At 73.0% G+C, this 18,203-nt stretch carries 12 protein-coding genes; 5 read left to right on the top strand and 7 right to left on the bottom strand.

The annotated features are described in order from the left end of the window. Window positions 1-69: 69 nt before the first annotated feature. Window positions 70-4,212: a NocE gene (locus AB0912_RS21320; RefSeq protein WP_366701967.1), complete on the bottom strand. Its 4,143-nt coding sequence runs from the start codon at window positions 4,210-4,212 to the stop codon at window positions 70-72. Between the two features lie 216 nt (window positions 4,213-4,428). Between AB0912_RS21320 and AB0912_RS21315 the strand changes: the two genes are divergently transcribed. The 3 genes from AB0912_RS21315 (at window position 4,429) to AB0912_RS21305 (ending at window position 10,291) form a co-directional block, all read left to right on the top strand. Then, window positions 4,429-5,022 (top strand): hypothetical protein, encoded by a 594-nt coding sequence (locus AB0912_RS21315; RefSeq protein WP_366701965.1) that lies wholly within the window; start codon window positions 4,429-4,431, stop codon window positions 5,020-5,022. 92 nt (window positions 5,023-5,114) lie between these two features. Next, window positions 5,115-6,056: a glycosyltransferase gene (locus tag AB0912_RS21310; protein ID WP_366701963.1), complete on the top strand. Its 942-nt coding sequence runs from the start codon at window positions 5,115-5,117 to the stop codon at window positions 6,054-6,056. A 401-nt stretch (window positions 6,057-6,457) separates the two neighbouring features. Next, window positions 6,458-10,291 carry a BTAD domain-containing putative transcriptional regulator gene (locus AB0912_RS21305; protein ID WP_366702006.1) on the top strand — a complete coding sequence of 1,278 codons (3,834 nt, stop codon included), beginning with the start codon at window positions 6,458-6,460 and terminating at the stop codon, window positions 10,289-10,291. Between the two features lie 71 nt (window positions 10,292-10,362). Here AB0912_RS21305 and AB0912_RS21300 read toward each other — a convergent pair whose 3' ends face one another. After that, a complete protein-coding gene (locus AB0912_RS21300; protein WP_366701961.1) occupies window positions 10,363-12,066 on the bottom strand; it encodes a bifunctional 3'-5' exonuclease/DNA polymerase in 1,704 nt (567 codons plus the stop codon). Window positions 12,067-12,277: 211 nt separating this feature from the next. After that, on the bottom strand, window positions 12,278-13,321 hold the full coding sequence (locus AB0912_RS21295; RefSeq protein WP_366701959.1) for an NAD(P)-dependent alcohol dehydrogenase: 1,044 nt from the start codon (window positions 13,319-13,321) through the stop codon (window positions 12,278-12,280). A gap of 86 nt (window positions 13,322-13,407) precedes the next feature. Here AB0912_RS21295 and AB0912_RS21290 point away from each other — a divergent pair, with 86 nt between their 5' ends. Next, a complete protein-coding gene (locus tag AB0912_RS21290) occupies window positions 13,408-13,986 on the top strand; it encodes a TetR family transcriptional regulator (protein WP_366701957.1) in 579 nt (192 codons plus the stop codon). 150 nt (window positions 13,987-14,136) lie between these two features. On the opposite strand, the gene AB0912_RS21285 is transcribed toward AB0912_RS21290, so the two are convergent. The 3 genes from AB0912_RS21285 to AB0912_RS21275 all read right to left on the bottom strand — a co-directional run bounded on the left by AB0912_RS21285 (window position 14,137) and on the right by AB0912_RS21275 (window position 16,869). Then, the gene (locus tag AB0912_RS21285; RefSeq protein WP_366701955.1) at window positions 14,137-15,294 is read right to left on the bottom strand and encodes a DUF2786 domain-containing protein; all 1,158 of its coding nucleotides are present in this window, start codon (window positions 15,292-15,294) and stop codon (window positions 14,137-14,139) included. Between the two features lie 169 nt (window positions 15,295-15,463). Beyond that, on the bottom strand, window positions 15,464-16,024 hold the full coding sequence (locus AB0912_RS21280; RefSeq protein ID WP_366701953.1) for a DUF4232 domain-containing protein: 561 nt from the start codon (window positions 16,022-16,024) through the stop codon (window positions 15,464-15,466). A gap of 263 nt (window positions 16,025-16,287) precedes the next feature. Continuing rightward, a complete protein-coding gene (locus tag AB0912_RS21275) occupies window positions 16,288-16,869 on the bottom strand; it encodes a hypothetical protein (protein ID WP_366701951.1) in 582 nt (193 codons plus the stop codon). Between the two features lie 412 nt (window positions 16,870-17,281). Between AB0912_RS21275 and AB0912_RS21270 the strand changes: the two genes are divergently transcribed. Next, window positions 17,282-17,575: a DUF397 domain-containing protein gene (locus AB0912_RS21270; RefSeq protein WP_366701949.1), complete on the top strand. Its 294-nt coding sequence runs from the start codon at window positions 17,282-17,284 to the stop codon at window positions 17,573-17,575. A 98-nt stretch (window positions 17,576-17,673) separates the two neighbouring features. Here the strand turns inward: AB0912_RS21270 and AB0912_RS21265 are convergent, their stop codons facing one another. Continuing rightward, on the bottom strand, window positions 17,674-18,192 hold the full coding sequence (locus tag AB0912_RS21265) for an ATP-binding protein (RefSeq protein WP_366701947.1): 519 nt from the start codon (window positions 18,190-18,192) through the stop codon (window positions 17,674-17,676). Window positions 18,193-18,203 lie beyond the last annotated feature (11 nt).

The following is an 18,203-nucleotide window of genomic DNA, read 5'->3' as shown; positions in this document are numbered from 1 at the left end:
CCTTCCATGGCACGGGGACGGGGGCCCGGGTACGCGACCCGGACCCCCGCCCCGCTGTGTCTCAAGCGGTCACAGCGAGTGCTGCAGGCTGTCGGCGTAGAGCCGGGCGCCCGCGATCTTCGGGTGGAACGACTTCATGGACGGTGCCACGTTGCCCGGCAGCCAGTCCCAGTCGCGGTTGTCGGCCTTCGAGTGACCGGACAGGACGATGCCGTTCACGTCCTCCGGGTCACCGCAGATCGCCTTGCCGGCGAACTCGTCGCGCGGGTCGGAGAACACCGCCTTGGCGTTGTAGAGGCTGTTGGCGTCGTTGACCGCGCCCTGCATCTCGGCGGCGAGCGTGTCCGCCATGCCGTTCAGCCACGGAGCCTCCTCCGTACCGATGCCGATGACACAACTCCCCTCCTTCTCCAGGAGCTTCGGGTATCCCATCAGTACGATCTTGGCGTTCGGCGCCTTCTGGTGCAGCGAGTTGAGCATGCTCGCCAGACGTGGCCTGATCTGCTCGTGCAGCCACTTGGGCGCCCACTCCTCCAGCGAACCGGTCTTCTGGCCGTTCTTCTGGCCGGTGTCCGGGTCGACCGCGTCGATGGAGTTGTTGTTGCACACGGTCAGGGCCGTGATGCACTCCTGGACGATGTCGGCGAACCGGGCGTCGTTGCCGCCGATGGACAGGGTCACCAGCGTGGTGTTCTGGTCGAGGTAACCCTGCTGGATCTGCGGGAGTTCACTGCTCTGGCCCTGGTTGAGGATGTTGAAGTGGCGGGCGCCGGAGCAGGCGATGAAGTGGTAGTCCATGTTCGCGTCGCGGTCGTCGGCCATCGCGCCGATCGACTTGCTGTAGCCGGGCAGGGTGGCCTGCCGCGACCAGGCGTACTTGGACCGGTGGCACTTGTCCTCGGTGTCGGGCTGCGTCGAGTCGTAGTAGTCGGACTCGGGGTAGTAGTCGTCGCCGCCGTTCGCCGAGGCGCCCTCGCCGGAGGAGTAGGAGTCGCCCATCGCGACGACCTGGTTGGCGGGCTTGGCGCTCATCGGCTGGAAGCCGACCGAGTCCCAGGCCACGTCCTCGCTGCCCTTGCCGTCCTGGGTGACGTTCGACAGCGAGACGGTGGGCGTGCCGGTGAAGTTGAAGACCCCGAGGGAGACCCACTGGTTCTTCATCACCCGCTGGAGCAGGGTGCGGTTGGGGCTGGTCGAGTTGGAGCCGCCGACCTTGTAGAGCGCCTGGCGGGTGTGCGCGCCGTGGTCCGGGAGATGGATCCACACGCGCATCCAGCCGCGGTCCGGCTTGTTCAGCGTCCAGGTGCCGGTGGTCTGGAGCTTGGTCGCGTCGGCCGTCCCGGACTTGTTGGTGTGCGAGAACCAGAAGTGGTTCCCGTACGCGGCGCCGATCTGGTGCAGGTCGATCCGGCCGGAGGCGGTCCCGAAGCCGAAGCCGAAGGTGCCCGCCGAGGAGACCGCCCCGCACGATCTGCCGCTGGACCCGGCCGGTACGACGCCGTTGTCCACGTCGTCCACGACATACGTGCCGGACGGCAGCCCGGAGGCGCAGTCGGGCGGGTAGGAGTTGGCGTCCGGCTGCTCGGGATAGGTGTCGTCGAACCGGTGGATCGCGTTGCCGCACTGCGCGGCCGAGGTGCAGTTCTTCCAGGTCGAGGCCTTGGTGAACCAGCACTTCAGATACAGCGGGTCCGAGGTGCTCGGGTCGCCGGGCAGCAGGCAGGGGCCGCCGCCGGTGTTGTTGGTGGCGCCGTCGCTGATCTTCGACGGGTCGCAGTTGTTGCTGCTGTCGCAGAACAGCGAGATGGGCGGCTTGGCCGCGGTGCGCGCGGCGGTGGTGGTCCACCAGGCGGCGCGGTAGCCGGGCTGGAAGTCACCGGGGGCGAACATCGCCGAGATGGGGCGGGCCGCCCAGCCGACGACCTTCTCCTCGTAGGGCCAGTCCTGCGGGTGCGCCGCGTGGCTGTAGTCGTCGCCGCCGGCCGAGTTCTCCAGGAACGGCGTGCGGTTCTCCTTCCACAGCGGGTTGGCCGGGTTGTTGGTCCAGCCGAGGCCCCACTTGCCGGCGTTGCTGCCCGCGTCCGCCTTCAGGTGGTAGCCCGTGTTGTAGGCCCACAGGGCGGCGAACCAGTTCTCGATGTACTGGGGGCTGCCGTCGTTGATGGTGATCCCGTCGGCGCGGGTCTGGTTCCACTTCTCGACCAGGATGTTCACCCCGGCCGCGATGTTCGCCGCGTAGTCGAGGGCGATGGCCTCCTGCTGCGCGGGCGTCTTCGTCGGCTGGCCCTTGCCGGGCAGCCGCATGCCGTCGGTGACCTGGGTGACGCCGTAACCGCAGTCGGACTTGCTCCAGTTGATGGACCACGGGTCGGTCTGGCTGCCGTCGGAGGTGTAGGAGACGCCGTAGAAGTTGCCGACGAGCGGGTTGGCGGTGACGCCGGGGACGGCGTACCGGGTGGCCTGCCACATGTTGGACTCCTGCGCGGTGACGCCGAGCATCACCTGCGCCGGGATGTGCCAGTTGGCCCCGCTGCCGCCGCTCAGCGCCTGGAGCGGGAACATGGTCTGCGGGGCGTAGGCGCCCATGCCGGTGTTCTTCCAGTTCGCCGCGCGGGTCGCGCCCTTGTTGAGCGCGCCGACGACCGCCTGGTCCACGGCCCACTCGATCTGCCGCGGGGTCGGCTGGAACGCCTGCTTCTTCGGGTCGTTGCGCGGCACCGAGCACGTACGGTCGGTGTCGACGGGCGCGGCCATGGGGCTCGCCTGGGCGGACTTTCCGGAGACCGCCGACTTGCCGGTGACGGAGCTTCCGGGGGCCGCCGGCTTGCCGTTGACGGAGCTTCCGGAGGCCGCCGACTTGCCCGTGACGGACTTCCTGGCCGGGGCTTTCCCGGGGGCGGACCCGGCGGGCGCGGCCAGGGCCGGGCTCATCGCGGTTCCGGCGCGCTGGGCCGCCGCGTCACCGATCCGGTTGCCCGGCGCGGCGTCCAGGACCGTGGTCTTCCCGGTGTCCAGGGCCTTCAGCGTGATCCGCGCGGCCCGCGCCGAGAAGGAGTCCTTCTGGGAGATGCGGGAGTCCTTGCCGTCCGCCCACGCGGTGGTCACCGCGGCACCGCCTCGGCTGGAGATCCGGGCGTCCTTCGCGATGCCGCCCGGGTTGCGGACGGCCGAGGGCAGCGAAGCGTCCGTCTTCGCGGTGCCGGTGACGTACACCGTGCCGGCCGGGGTGCGCGCCAGGTCGAACGCGGTGAGCGAGCCCTGACCGAGCTGGGCGGCCCGCCCCTTCGCGTCCGGCTTCGCGAGCGCGCCCGCGGTGACCCGGGAGACGGCGGCCTGGTCGTCGGCCGCGGACTTCTTCGCGCCGCCGGGCAGCCGGTCGATGAACGTGACCCCGCCGTCGGCGTCCGGCTGGAGCTGGAACGGCACGGCGTGGGTGACGGCGACGGTCTTCACGGTGCCGCCCTGGACGCGGACGACCCGGTTGCCACGGGCGCCGACGATCGCGCCGCCGACGGGGACCGCCGAGGTGACCTGGCCGGGCACCTTGGTGGTCACGGCCTTGCCGGTGGCCGCGGTGACCGAGACCAGCCGGGTCTGGTTCGTCCGGGAGGTGGCCTCGTCGGTGAACTGCGAGAACACCGCCTTCTCGGCGGTGCCGCAGCCCGGCGAGAAGTAGCCGAGGGTGGCCTGGAAGGGGAGCTTGCGCACGGCTCCGGACCGCAGGTCCACGATCGCGGTGAACGCGCCGCGGCTCATCAGGTCGGGCTTGTTGGTGAAGGTGCGCGGCGCGTACGCGACCGCCGCGTACCGGCCGGAGCCGGTCAGGCAGGCGTTGCCGATCCAGGTGTCCGTCTCGAAGCCGGGCTCGGACAGGGAGGCGGCGGTCTTCCAGGCGTAGCCGTTCTTCTCGTCGGCGATCATCACGTGGAAGCCGGTGCCGTCACCGGAGGTGGTGAACGCCCGGTCGGCCGACGCGGTGTAGTCCTTGCCGAGCAGCTTCGCCCGCTGCTCGGCGGGGACCGCGTCCGGCCGGCTGAGCGCCGGGTCCTTGCCGTCCGCCTTCAGGGACTTGGGGGCGGGGGACCAGCCGTCGGCCGCGCCGGGCGGTGCCGCGTTCGCGTAGGCCTGCGTGGTGCCGATGCCACAGGCCACCGCTATCGCGACGGCCGTGGCGACCGGGACCCGCGCCTTCCTCAGTCTGCTGCGTCTCAACGTCGTTTCCTTCATGTGGGGTGCACGCCCGGATCGGGACGTGTGACCTGTGGGGGGAGGAGCGAGCAGCGTGGCACCGGCCGCTCTTCGGCCGATCCCCTCCAACTCCCTGCGGGCCAGTGCTGGTTCACGTCCAACTGCTTCAGGCCGTTGGCCGGTTCGCGCTGAGTGCGCGTACTCAGGCGTCCCGCCGGCCCCTCTGCCACGCTGGACGGCATGTCCTCGCGCGAGCGCCGCCCGGCCGTGTCCGCCCTGACCGCCGCCGCGGCGGCCACCGTCCTGTCCGCCGCCCTGTGCCTGACCGGCTGCGGCACACACCGCCCGGCGGCGGCAGCGGGCGGCACCCCGAACCCGTCCGCCCCGGCCTCCGCCCCGGCCTCCGCTTCGGCGTCCCCGCCGCCGAGCCCGCACGCCGAGCCGGACCGCGGCGACAGTGCGCCGCACAACGCGGAGAACAACGTGGGGCGCCGGCCCGGCGAGATGACCCCGGCGGACAAGGAGGCGGCGGTCGCCGGGGCGGCGAAGGTCCGGCCCGTACTGGAGAAGCTGCGCGCCGAGGGCCGCGTCGACCCGGACGCCGTACGCCCCGCGCTCGCCGCCCTCGGTTTCCCCGCCGCCGACCTGCGCGTCCAGGAGCCGTGGTCCCGCTGGAACGTCGACCACTCGGAGAAGGTGCCGGGCACGCTCTACGGCATCCGGATCGGCGGCACCGCCTGCGTCTCCGGCATGGTGGACGCGGGCCAGGTCTGGGCCGAGGCCACGGGACCGTACCCGGAAACCGGGTGCGTGGCCCCTCCGGTGGCGCACTGAGGGCGCCGCGGACCGGGGGGCGTACGTGAGGGGGCTTTCCGGTGAACGGCTAGCATCGCGGCACAGTTGTCGGCCGGGATGGGGTGGGTGTCGTGTCACAGGCACAGGAGGAGACGCAGGAGGAGGCACAGCGCGGGGCGCAGCGGGTGCCCCGGATCGCCGTCTCCGTGGTGACCATGGGCAACCGCCCCGCCGAGGTCGACGCCCTGCTCACCTCCGTGGCCAAGCAGGACGTCGCCCCCGCCCGGATCGTGATCGTCGGCAACGGCTGCCCGCTCCCCGAGTTCGCCGAACGCCTCGGCCTGCCCGGCGAGGTGACCGCGATCGAGCTGGACGAGAACCTCGGCTGCCCCGGCGGCCGGAACGTGGGCCTCGCCCGGCTGCGCGAGTTCGGGGACGTGGACGTGGTCGTCGAACTGGACGACGACGGACTCCTGGTGGACGCCGACGTCCTGCGCACCGTGCGTGACCTGTACGCGGCCCGGCCCCGCCTCGGCATCGTCGGCTTCCGTATCGCCGACGAGCACGGCGAGACCCAGCGCCGCCATGTGCCGCGGGTCGGGGCGAAGGACCCGATGCGCGGCGGCCCGGTCACCGGCTTCCTCGGCGGCGGCCACGCGCTGTCCATGGCGATGCTCGCCGAGACGGGGGACTGGGCGGCCGAGTTCTTCTTCGCGCACGAGGAGACCGATCTCGCCTGGCGCGCCATCGACGCCGGCTGGACCGTCCTCTACGAGCCCGCCCTGCTCCTCCAGCACCCCAAGACCTCGCCGGCCCGGCACGCCATCTACTACCGGGTGACCGCCCGCAACCGGGTCTGGCTCACCCGCCGCCGGCTGCCCCTGCCGCTGATCCCGGTGCACCTGGGCGTCTGGATGGTGCTCACGCTGCTGCGGACCCGGTCGGCGGGCGGCCTGAAGGCGTGGTTCGGCGGGTTCGCCGAGGGGCTGCGGCAGTCCGGCGGCGAACGGCGCCCGATGAGCTGGCGCACGGTCTGGCGCCTGACCCGGCTGGGCCGGCCACCGGTCATCTGACGGCGCGCGCCCCCAGGGACGCCCAGAACCCGGGTCCGCAACGGCACGACGTGACACGACACGACACGACACGACACGGGGCGGGACGCGACCGTACGACAGACGGAACGCGACCGTACGACAGACGGAGGCCCCGGTCGTTCACCTCGACGACCGGGGCCTGCCACGTCCCGGATCTGGCGCGGCGGCGACACTCCCCCGAGTTACGCGTAGTACGCGCGCACCGTCGGGCCGGATCCGATGAAGTGATCACATCAGGCCACACCAACGGATCGCTAACATGGGCCCAACGTTCCCCCGAAGGAGCGATCAGTCGGTCGGCGCACGCCGTCCTCAGGGGACGGGAACGCGTCGTGGAGCGTGGCCGCGAGGGCCGGGCGGGAAGGCAGTGGGGCGGTGTGATGCGGGACGGGCTGCGGTTCGGGCTGCTGGGGCCGCCGGTGCTGTACGGCGCCGACGGTGAGGCCATCCCGATCGGCAGCGGCAAGACGCGTGCCCTGCTGACCGCGCTGCTCCTCGAACCGGGCCGGGTCGTCTCCGTCGACGCCCTGAAGGACGCGCTGTGGGGCGGCGCCCCGCCGGCCTCCGCGCAGGCCTCCCTGCACAACCACGTGACACGGCTGCGCCGGCTGCTCGACGATCCCGAACGGCTGCGTGCCGTGCCGCCGGGCTACCTCCTGCGCGTCGCCGAGGACGAACTGGACGTACGGCTCTTCGAACGGCACGCCACCGCCGCGCGCGAGGCGCACGCCGACCATGACGCGGAGCGAGCGGCAAGCGAGTCGGCCGCCGCGCTGGCGCTCTGGCGCGGCACCCCGCTGAGCGGTCTGCCGCCCGAGGCCGGCGGACACGCCCTCGTCCAGCGGCTTGAGGAGGCGCGACTGCTGGTCCTGGAGTGGGCGTACGAGGCGGAGCTGCGCCTCGCGCCGAGCGCCGGCCGGCTCGACGGGCTCGCCCCCGAACTGGCCGCCCGGACCGCCGAGCACCCGCTCCGCGAGTCCTTCCACCGGCTGCTGATGCTCGTCCTGCACCGCGCGGGCCGGCACGCCGAGGCCCTCGCCGTCCACCGCGACCTGCGGGCCCGGCTGATCGAGGAACTCGGCATCGAACCGGGCCCCGCCGTCCGCGAGGCCCACTTGGAAATCCTGCGCACACCGGACGGGATGCCGGGGGCCCTTCCGACGGGCGGGGGGTCGCGGGGCCGGGCTCGCGCGGGTGCCGGTACTGGGACGGGCGCCGGTGCCAGCGCCAGTGCCGGTGCCGGTGCCGGTGCCGGTAGTCGCCGTTCGGATGGGGTGGTGGGCGCGGGGGCGGCCGGAGCGACTGGCACGGGTGCGGGTGCGGGTGCGGCCCCCGGCGCAGTCCCGTCCGCCGGTACAACCGCCAACTCCGCTGGGGCCGTGGGCACAAGCCCGGGCACGGACGCGGACGGGAACCCCAATGCGACCGGAACCCCCAACACGACCGAAAACCCCCACGCGACCGGGAACCCCGACCCGACCGGCACCGCCAACGACTCCGGAAACCCCAACGCGACCGGAACCGGAACGGCCCAGGCGACCGCGACCGCACATCCCAACGCGCCCACGACCGCGACCGGAACCCCCACCACGACAGCAACCGGAACCCCCACCACGACAGCAACCGGAACCCCCACCGGAAACACCGCCCCCACCGGAAACGCCACCCTCACCGGAAACACCACCCCCACCCGGGAGACGCAGGCGCAGCCCCCCTCCGCCCCGCCGCCCCCCGCCCCACGCCCCGCCCCCGCCCAACTCCCCCCTCCCCCGGCTCACTTCGTGGGCCGAGTAGACCTGCGTGACCAGCTCGTCCGGGTCCTGCGCCCCCAGCAGCCCGCCGCGTTCCCGGAGCCCCCGCCCGGTCCCGGCACCACCTGGCACCCCCACTGCACGGCCCCCGCCTCGACCCGCGTCGCCGTGATCAGCGGTATGGCGGGCGTCGGCAAGAGCGCCCTCGCGCTGCACGTCGCACACGACCTGAAGGAACGTTTCCCCGACGGCCAGCTCTACGTGAACCTGCACGGCGCGACCCCCGGCATGACCCCGCTCACCGCGCCCCAGGCCCTCGCCGCGCTCCTGCGCGACCTGGGGGTGGAGCCGCGCAGGGTCCCCGAGAACGCGGACGCGGCGGCGGCCCTGCTCCGCTCGACGCTCGCGCCGACCCGCATCCTCATGGTCCTGGACGACGCGTCCCACGCCGGCCAGGTGCGCCCGCTGCTCCCGGCGGGACCGGGCTGCGCGGTGATCGTGACGAGCCGTTCCCCGCTGACCGCCCTGGACGGCGCCCATCGTTTCCCGCTCGCGCCCCTGACGGACGAGGACAGCGCGGCCCTGCTCCGCGCGGTCTCCGGCCGCCGGGACGGACTCGACGGCGGCCACCCCCTGGTCGAACTCACCGGCCGGCTGCCCCTCGCCCTCCGCGTCGTCGCGGCCCGCCTCGCCGCGCGCGGCGCCCTCACCCCGGACGTACTGGCGGGCCAACTGGCCGCCACCGAGGACCGGTTGCACCACCTGGAGTACGACGACCTGAGCGTGCGCCGGTCCCTGGCCGTCGCGCACGACGCGCTGCGCGCCTCCGACCGGGAGACCGACCGGGACGCGGCGCTCGCGCTGTGCCGGATCGGCGCGCTCGACCTGCCCGCCTACGGTGCCGCCCTGCTCGCCCGCCTCACCGGCACCGGCGAACGCCGAGCCGAGGCCGCGCTCGACCGGCTCGTGGACGTGGCCCTCCTGGAGGAGACGGCGTACGGCCGCTACGCGCCCCACGATCTCGTACGGGACTTCGCCCGGGAGATCGCGGGCGCGGCGGAGTGCGTCCTGACCGCGCGAGCCGCGCCCCCGGACACCGCCACTGACATCGGCATCGGCACCGCCACCGGCACCGCCACCGGCACGCCGACCGCGACCAGCCGCCCCACCCTCCCCGCCGGACAGGACATCCCCGGAACCGGAACCGAAACCGGGGCCGGAACCGAATCCGAATCCGAAACCGGGACCGGGACCGAATCCGGAAACGGACCCGGGGCCGGAACCGGGGCCGAGGTCAAGCCCGGCGTCAGCGCTCCGGGAGCCGTCCGGTACGACACCGGACATGACACGATCATCGCCGAGCAGGCACTGCGCTGGTACGCCGCCGTCGCCGCCCGTTCCATGGAGGCGATCCTCGAACCGGGGCTCGACCGCGAGGACCGCGGCAGGCCGACCGCGTCCCAGCCGGCCGAGCACGCGGCGGACCTGGCCGCCACGCCCGCCTTCCGCGCGGCCCGCGAGGCCTTCGCCTGGGGAGACACCGAACTGGCCAACGCGGTCGCGCTGGCCGAGCGGTACGCGCGCACCTCCCCGTACGTCCCGCTGCTGGCCCGCATGCTCAACCCGTACGTCCAACGCAGCGGCCACGTAGCCGAGTTGGAGCGGCTCCAGCGGGCCGCGCTGGACGGGGCGCGGCTGTTCGGCGACGCAGCGGCGGAGGCGTACGCGCTCGGCGATCTCGGAGGCCTGCACTTCATGACGGGCCGGGCGAGCGAGGCCCTCGCCCTGAACGACGAGGCGCTCGCGATCTGGCGCCGCCTCGGCGTGCTCTCCTGCGTGCGGCGGGGCCTGAACAACCGGGGCATGCTCCTCGAAGGCCTCGGCCGCTACGACGAGTCGAGTGAGGCCCTGTTGCAGAGCCTGCGGTTCTCCCGGGAACTGGGCGACCCGCACATGGAGGCCATCACCTACAGCCACCTGGGCAACCTCTACGAGCACAGCGACCCGCGGGCCGCCATCGACCACCACAAGCGCAGCCTCGCGATCGGCGAGGTGGTGCGGGACGTGATCATCCGGCACTCCGCGCACTGCAACATCGGCTACGCCCACCTCACCCTCGGCGAACCGGCCGCCGCCGTACCGCACTTCGAGGAGAGCCTGCGCGTCCTCGGCGGCCACGGCGACTGGCACGGCGAGTCGCAGACCCGGCTCGGTCTGGTGCGCGCGCTGCGCGGCATGGGCGAGCGGGAGCGGGCGGAGCGCGAGTGCGACCTGCTGTGCTGCCGGGCCGACCGCCGCGCCGACCACTACACCGGCGGCCTCGCCCGCCACCAGCGCGGCCTGCTGCTCCGCGACCGGGGCGAGACGGAGGCCGCGTACCGGGAGTGGGCGTCGGCCCTGGAGGCGCTGAAGGGCACGGACAGCCCGGTCGTGGGCACCCTGCGGAAACTGCTGGCCACGTGACGCCGGTCGACCGTCCGCCGATTTGGCCGTACGCCGGCCGGCCATACGCCGGTCGACCGTCCGCCGGCCGGCTACTTGGCGTCCGCGTAGCAGCTCACGACCGCCGTCGTGAACGGGAACCGCACCGGCGTCCGTCCGAAGGTGAGCTGGCCGGCGAGTTCGGCGGCGTCGCGGATGGCGGCGACCACGGTGTCGGCCTCCTCGGCGGGGCAGTGCACGATCACCTCGTCGTGCTGGAAGAACACCAGTTCGGCGGCGAGATCCTCGCAGGTCCGGCGCAGGGCGGCGAGCATCAGCAGGGCCCAGTCGGCGGCGCTGCCCTGGACGACGAAGTTGCGCGCGAACCGGCCGCGGGCGCGGGAGTCGGAGGACGCGTACCCCGGCACCCAGCCCTGGTCGCCGGGCGCACCGGCGGGGGAGCCGTCGGGATCGTCCTGCGGGATGCCCGCCTCCTCGCCTGCGTCGTCCCGGGTGCCGGCGGCGGGCGGGCAGGTCCGGCCGAGCCAGGTCCGTACGAGCCGCCCCTCCTCGCCCGCGCGGGCCGCGTCGTCCACGTAGGCCACGGCCCGGGGGAAACGGCGGCGCAGCAGCGCGAGATTCTTGAGTCCGTCGCCCGAGGTCTGGCCGTACACCGCGCCGAGCACGGCGATCTTGGCCTGGTCGCGGTCGCCGGAGAAGGCGCGGTCGGACACCGACTGGTAGAGGTCGCTCTCGCGGCCGGCGACCTCCATCAGGCCGGGGTCGCGCGAGATGGCGGCGAGGACGCGGGGTTCCATCTGGTCGGCGTCGGCGACGACCAGCCGCCACCCGGGGTCGGCGACGACCGCGCGGCGGATCACCTTGGGGATCTGGAGGGCGCCCCCGCCGTTGGTCACCCAGCGTCCGGTGACCGTGCCGCCCGGCAGGTACTCCGGGCGGAAGCGGCCGTCGCGGACCCAGTCCTGGAGCCAGGACCAGCCGTGCGCGACCCAGATCCGGTACAGCTTCTTGTACTCCAGGAGCGGCTTCACGGCGGGGTGGTCGACCGACTGGATCTCCCAGCGCCGGGTCGATCCGACCTTGATCCCGGCCCGCGCGAACGCCTTCACGACGTCGGCGGGCAGATCGGGTCTGACCCGCCTGCCGAAGGCGGCGGAGATCTCGTCGGTCAGCTCGGCGAGGCGGCGCGGCTCACCGCCGCCGGTGTAGCGCTCGCCGAGCAGTTCGTGCAGCAGGTCGCGGTGGACGTCGGCGCTCCACGGCAGGCCCGCCCGGTTCATCTCGGCGGCGACGAGCATGCCGGCGGACTCGGCGGCGGTCAGCAGCCGCATCCGCTCGGGGTGGGCGGTGGCGTCGTGGCGGCGCTGCTGGTCGGCGTAGACGGCGAGGAGGTCGGCGAGCGGGAGGTGGACCGGGCGCGGTTCGAAGAGGGAGGACTGCGAACCGGGTTCGGCGGAGCGCTGGGGCGGGTCGGGCGGTACGGGGGTGCCGCGCAGCCGGGCCAGCGCGGCGGCGGCCGACCGGGGCTCGCCGAGCCGCCCCTCGTGCCCGAGCAGCAGGGTCTCGGCGGCCTCCAGGTCGTAGCACCGGTCGACGCGCACGCCGGACGCGAGGAGCCGTGGATACACGTCCGCCGTGGAGCGCCACACCCACCGGGTGACGTCCGGGCGGCCGCGGACGGCCTCCGCGAGGTCGGGCTCCCGGCGGACCGGGCCCGCGGGCAGGCCGCTCTCGCCGAGGCGGGCGACCTCCACGCCACCGTCCTCGGCCGGCGCGAGAGCCCAACGTCCGGTCACCCCCCGAGTCTCCCAGCCCCCACTGACAACCCACCGGTCACCACGACCAGCACCTCCGGCGCGCGGCGGTGGTCTCTTGCGCTCGCCGGGTCCGGACGCCCCGTGTCTTCGGCCCCCGGCCCCGGCTCCGGCCCCGGCTCCGGCCCCGGCTTCGGCCCCGGCCTCGGCCTCGCCGGGCGCGGGGGAGGGGGGCTACTGATCGGGGAGGGGGCTACTGGTCGAGGTCGGACATGTCCAGTACGAACCGGTAGTGGACGTCGCCGGCGGCGAGGCGGTTCAGCGCGGTTTCGATCCTGCCGGAGGGAAGGGTCTCGACGTCGGCTGTGATGCCGTGTGAAGCGCAGAATTCGAGCATTTCCGCGGTCTGCCGCAGCCCTCCCGTGCCGGAGGAGGTGAGCTTCTTGCGGCCGGCCCCCAGTTCCCAGAGCTTCGGCCCGGCCAGCAGGGGGTTTCCGAGGACGCACAGGGTCCCGTCGAGGCCCAGCATGCCGATGAGCGGCGTGAGGTCGTGATCGGCCGAGATGGTGTCGAGGATGAAATCGAAGCTGCCTCGTGCGGCGGCGACTTGAGCGTCGTCGGTCGTCACGAGCAGTCCGGCCGCCCCGAGAGCCCGTGCGTCCTGGGCTTTGGCCGTGCTGCGGCTGAGGACGGTGACCTCGGCTCCGAACGCGGCGGCGAGTCTGACCGCGAGGTGGCCGAGCCCGCCGAGGCCGGCGATGGCCACGCGGCTGCCGGGGCCGACGCCCGCGGCCCGCAGAGGCTCCCAGACGCTGACCCCGGCGCACATGAGCGGTGCCGCCGCGGCCGCATCGAGTTGGTCGGGCAGGTGGAACGCGAACTTCTCGCGCAGGACGTACTCGCGGCTGTAGGCGCCCTTGGTCACGGTGCCGTCGATGCGGTCGGTACCGCCATAGGTGGTGGTCGGACGGTCGTAGCAGTAGTTCTCCTGTCCTGCCAGGCACATGGCGCACTCGCCGCACGAGTCGATGATCGTGCCGATGGCGACGCGCTCACCCACGGCGAAGCCGGTGACCTCCCGGCCGGTGGCGACGACGACGCCGGTCGCCTCGTGACCGGGCACGAGGTCCTTCTCGCCGAGCATTCCGCGGATGCGGTGCAGGTCGCTGTGGCAGACACCGCAGTAGTCGATCCGGACGGCGATGTCATCTTCGCGCAGCTCACGCCGCTCGATGGTGACGCGCGTCAGTGCGTTGCTGCTGGGGTCAAGGCTCTGCCAGCCGGCCGTGATTCTCATGAGCAGGTTCTCCTTGCCAAAACGGAATCTGCATTCACGTTAACATGCTTGCGGAATGCGGGTTCCGTTTTGAGTACACTGGCGCCGTGAGCCCACGGACCAGCCCCTCCGCATCTCGTCGTGCCCCGCGCCGCGACGCACTGCGCAACGACGCGATCGTTCTCAGCGCCGCACGCGCGGTCTTCGCCGAGCAAGGACCGCAGGCCAGCATGGAGGCCATTGCCTCCCGTGCCGGCGTCGGTGTCGGCACGATCTACCGGCGGTTCGCCGGCAAGGACGCCCTGCTCGACGCCATCGCACGGCTCTTCGTCGAGGAGCTGGACCAGGCCGCCGCAGCCGCTCTCGCGAATCCCGACCCGGCCGCCGGGCTTGAGGAGTTTCTCGGTTTCGTGGGTGTCTTCACCGCGGAGAAGCGCCGGTACGCCGCCGCCTTGACCGACCGGGTCTCCAGCGACGACACCGTGAGCGCGCAAACCGCGGACCGAGTCCGCCGGCTCACGCGGCAGGCGGTCGACTCGGGGTATCTGGCGCCGGATGTGACAGCGGACGACATCAAGGCGCTCATCGTCGCGATACGAGGAGTGGTCGCCGCCTCACCCGAAGGCGACGATGCGGCATGGCGCCGCTTCCTGCGCGTCCATCTCGCCGGGCTTCGCGCCACTTGACGGCGCGGCCCGGCCTTGAGGGAACCGGACCCCGACCCCTGAGGGAGCCGGACCCCGGACCCTTGAGGGAGCCGGACCCCGACGCGCGACGGGAGCACCCGCCTCCCGGCGCCTACCCGCGATCACGCGGTTCCCCGCTCCCTTGGGGGCTCACCCCCGGCGGGTTGGCTCGCCTCGGAGCGGAGGGTGCGGGCGGACCTGTGCCCGGTCTGCCGCGGCGGAGCCCTCGTGCCAGCCTGCCGCGTCGGTCACCCCGCGCATCCTGGTCGTCACCGTCTCGGGGAACATCTGGTCCAGGTGGTCCGCGACGGCCACGTCACGGGCCGCCAGCACCGGCAGCAACTCCCCCTCCGCGGCGGTCACCTGGCCCTTCGCGACCGACGCGAGCCGGTCGCCGATCCGGTGCGCGTACGCCGCGAGGAACGACTGCCGGAAGGTCTTCGTACGCTTCCGGCCCCCCGCCCGCTGGGCCGCCTCGGCCTTCGTCATCGCCGCCGTGGCCTGCACGAGGAGCGAGGTGTAGAGGAGTTCGACGGCCTCCAGGTCGGCCTCGAAACCCACGACGGTCGAGAAGCCGAGGGCGTCGTTCCACACGGCACGGCAGCGGTTCGCCCCGGCCACCGCGTCCAGAAGCACCGCCTTGGCCGTCTCGTACGGCGCCTCGACGCCGATCCGGCAGGCGCCCGGCCCGTCCGCCGCGTGGGTACGGGCAGCGAGCAGCGCCTCGTCGATACTGTGCCGCGCCATCAGCTCCTGCGCCTTCGCGCTGAGCGCCTCCGCCTCCTCCGGGAAGCCGGTCGCCTCCGCCTTGGCGAGCAGGGCGCGGATACGGGTGAGCATGCGGGTCTCGCTCGGGACACCGGCAGGGCCGGCCGCTCGCGCCACCCGAGGGGGCTCCAGCGGCTCGATGGAGGGCAGGCGCAGCAGCAGCCGGCACAGTTCCAGGGTGGCGGTGGCCTGGGAGAAACGGTCGGTGCGGACGTCGTGCGGGGCGGCGGCCAGCTCGTCGAGCTGCGCGGCCCAGCGCGCCCCGCGTGACGCACCTTCGCCCTCCTGCTCCCAGAGGATCAGGGACGTCACCAGTCGTACGTGGATGTCGTCCAGGTCGCGCCGAACGAGCCGTACGAGGTCCGCAGGCTGCCAGCCACGCCGCCACGCCCCCGCGACGAACTCCCGCCCACGCCGGCCGAGTTCTGCGTCGGACGCCGGATCGGCGGCGAGCAGGGAGGCGCCGGTGTCGAGGGCCGCGTCGGAGTCGGCGTAGAGAGCAACCTCAAAGGCGCGCTCGACGGTGCTGGACGTACTCATCCCCCGATCGTGCCACGCCCCAACAAAACACCAGAAGCGACCGCCCCCACCCCGCCAGGGGCGCGGGGAACTGCGCGCCCAACCCCCACCGGGCGGACAGGGAACGGACGACCAGGAGCGCCCCCCGCCCCGAGGCGGGGGCACCAAACCCCGGTGCGGCCGGACGCCGTCAGTCCCCCGCATGCTGGAACGCCGACACAGAAGCCTCCAACACCTCAGCCGACCCCTTCCCCGCCACCGCCCCGTACGACCACGGGAAGTCCCGCGTGGCCCCGCCCCCCGGGAAACCGATCGTGAGCGTCTTCGCGGCGAGCGAATTGGCGTCCCCGTCGGCCCCCCGCACGTACGTGATGGTGAAGGACGCGGTGTCCCCCTTGGCGAGCGTCAGCTCCTCGGACGGCGCGGACCCCTCGGCCCCGATCTCCGCCCCGCTCCCGCCCGCCGCAGCCTTGACGGAGACCCGGGGGACCCCCTTCAGCACGCAGCGGCCCCCCTTGTTGGTGAGGGTGACCGGAACGTTGCCGGTGTCCCCGGCGGCCGTCGCGGCGTTCGCGGGCCCGACCTGGACACCGGCGTCCCCGATCACACAGGCCGCGACGGCCGCCTTCGTGGCGGAACCGGAGCCGGCCGGGTCCCCGGACTTCCCGGAGTCGCCGGAACCGCCGCTGTCGCAGGAGGTCAGAGCGAGGGCGGCGGCGAAGACGGTGACGGCGATGGGCAGAGCGCGCATGGGTTCCCCTGGGGGTCGAAGCGATGTCCATGGATCATCACGCACACCACCCCGCCGACACCGCGCACCCCTCCCCGTTCACCCGCCCGGGACCGATATCGCCTGTTTCTGCCCACAGTTCACCCGGCCCGGGACCGAATCACCCCCAGTCCCTACTGAACGAGACCACCGGCCACTCGACGGGGAACTCCCCCTGGCGACCTGACCGCCGTCACCGCCGTCACCCCCGTCACCGCCGCCCCCCCGCCTTAGCCGCCCCGCCGTCAGGACCCCGCCCCGAGACTCGCCGTGGGCAGCCCCGTGGGCAGCTTCCCGCCCTCGCTCTTGGTGTACGTCTCCTTGCCGAGGCCCCCCTGCCAGGTCACCTGAAGTGTCCGGCCGCGTACGGAGTCCACCGTGCCGACGGCGCGGTCCTTGCTGCCGTCCGTGCAGGCCAGCCGGATCGTCCGCGTACCCGACTTGCCGGTGGCCGTACCGCTGCACATCGTGCCCCCGGTCGCGAAAAGCCCCGCCTGGGTGCCGTTGACCATCAGCACCACGGCCTTGCCGCCCGCCGTCGTCAGCCAGCTTCCCGACAGCTCCCCGCCGCCGGACGAGCCGCCCCCGGAGGCGCCTCCGGAGCCGCTTCCGGAGCTGTCACCGGACCCGCCCCCCGCCCCGCCGGCCCTCTCCGTACCGCCCGTCCCGGACGCACTCGGATTCGGGCTCGCGCTCGGCCCCGTCGGCCGGTCGTCGGAGCCGCCGTCACCCCCGCCGCCGCAGCCGGCCAGCGCGAGCGCCGCCGCCAGCCCCGCGGTCACGGCCGCGAGACGTGTCCGGCGTGACGGGAAGATCGCCGTAGTCACTGAAGCCCCCAAGGGTGCGTCGGATGCCGCGTCGCCTGAACGGCGCCAGCAAGTTACCAGGAGTACGGAAGTACCCGAGTGCCAGTATCCGAGGTCCCGCAGCCCCGCAGACGGCCCTGTCCTCCCCCTCGCCCTCACCCCTGTCCACCCCCCCCGTCACGCCCTGTCGCGCGCCCCCGTCCCCGCCCTCCCACACCGGACCATCACATGCGCAGGGGAACAGAAAAGGCGTGGCACGCGTCTCTTCCTCTACGCGGGGGACGTCAAGCGCCGGTAAAAGCTGTAACCGCAGGCCTACCCCCCGTGCACGTGCATCTGCCCATGCATCTGCACATGAACAGAGCTATGATCCGAGTCAGTTGACCACTGCATCTATGGCCACCTCAGCCACTGCACGACCGGGGAGCGACCTGTGGACCACGACGTGTTCGACCTGGATGACGTGTACAACGGTATGGCCGGTGACGTGAACGACGTCTACAACGGGATGGCAGCGACCGAACTCGACGGCGTGGCCTGGCAGAAGAGCCGGCACAGCAACTCGCAGGGTTCCTGCGTGGAGTTCGCGCGGCTGCCCGGCGGCGAGGTGGCGGTGCGCAACTCGCGCTTCCCGGAGGGGCCCGCGCTCGTCTACACCCGCGCGGAGATAGAGGCGATGCTCCTGGGCATCAAGGACGGCGAGTTCGACCACCTGATCGCCGGCTGACCCGATTGACCCCGGGACGTTCACCTCACCGAGGGTGACCGGAGCGTCCCGCGCCGTTACGCGCGTAGAACCGCGGCACCGAAAGGCGCCGCGGTTCGTCACGTACAGGGGGGAGTCGCCGGGCCCGGATGCGGGGGCAGCCGGAAGAGCGCCCAGACCACCTTGCCGCTGAGCGTCCCGGCCAGCGGGTGCCAGCCCCAGCCGTCGGCGAACGACTCGACCAGGAACAGGCCGCGCCCGGACTCCGCGGAGAAGTCGTCCGAGTCGCCGGCGACCGGGCTCTCGTGGCTGGGGTCGCGCACCGCGCACACCAGCCGTGAGGTCCATCGCATCAAGTGCAGCCGCACGGGCGGCCCTTGGTCGTCGCGCGGGGTGTCCGCCGGCAGCGCGTGCCGCAGCGCGTTGGTGACCAGCTCGGAGACGACCAGGCAGGCGTCGTCGAACCGCTCGCCGATGTCCCATTGGTCCAGCGTTCTGCGGGTGAACTGCCGCGCCTCGCGGACCGCTTCGAAGCGGGCGGGCAGGGCGCACGAGGCGGCGCTGGACACGGCTGCGGGATCGAGAGGCGGAAGTCCCTGCCGTAAGGGTTCGAGCATGGTCGATCCATTCGTCCCCATGCGAGGCACTC

Origin of the sequence: Streptomyces sp. NPDC007084 (genome assembly GCF_040703595.1) — a bacterium.
In the GTDB taxonomy this organism is placed as follows: domain Bacteria; phylum Actinomycetota; class Actinomycetes; order Streptomycetales; family Streptomycetaceae; genus Streptomyces.
Note: the sequence above shows the minus strand (reverse complement) of the source record. Positions and strands in the feature narration are given on the sequence as shown.

What these genes read in the sequence shown, in the direction of transcription:
- AB0912_RS21265 (WP_366701947.1), bottom strand. Translation starts at nt 18,192, where the DNA reads ATGGGGACGAATGGATCGACCATGCTCGAACCCTTACGGCAGGGACTT.
- AB0912_RS21315 (WP_366701965.1), top strand. Translation starts at nt 4,429, where the DNA reads ATGTCCTCGCGCGAGCGCCGCCCGGCCGTGTCCGCCCTGACCGCCGCC.
- AB0912_RS21295 (WP_366701959.1), bottom strand. Translation starts at nt 13,321, where the DNA reads ATGAGAATCACGGCCGGCTGGCAGAGCCTTGACCCCAGCAGCAACGCA.
- AB0912_RS21280 (WP_366701953.1), bottom strand. Translation starts at nt 16,024, where the DNA reads ATGCGCGCTCTGCCCATCGCCGTCACCGTCTTCGCCGCCGCCCTCGCT.
- AB0912_RS21285 (WP_366701955.1), bottom strand. Translation starts at nt 15,294, where the DNA reads ATGAGTACGTCCAGCACCGTCGAGCGCGCCTTTGAGGTTGCTCTCTAC.
- AB0912_RS21305 (WP_366702006.1), top strand. Translation starts at nt 6,458, where the DNA reads ATGCGGGACGGGCTGCGGTTCGGGCTGCTGGGGCCGCCGGTGCTGTAC.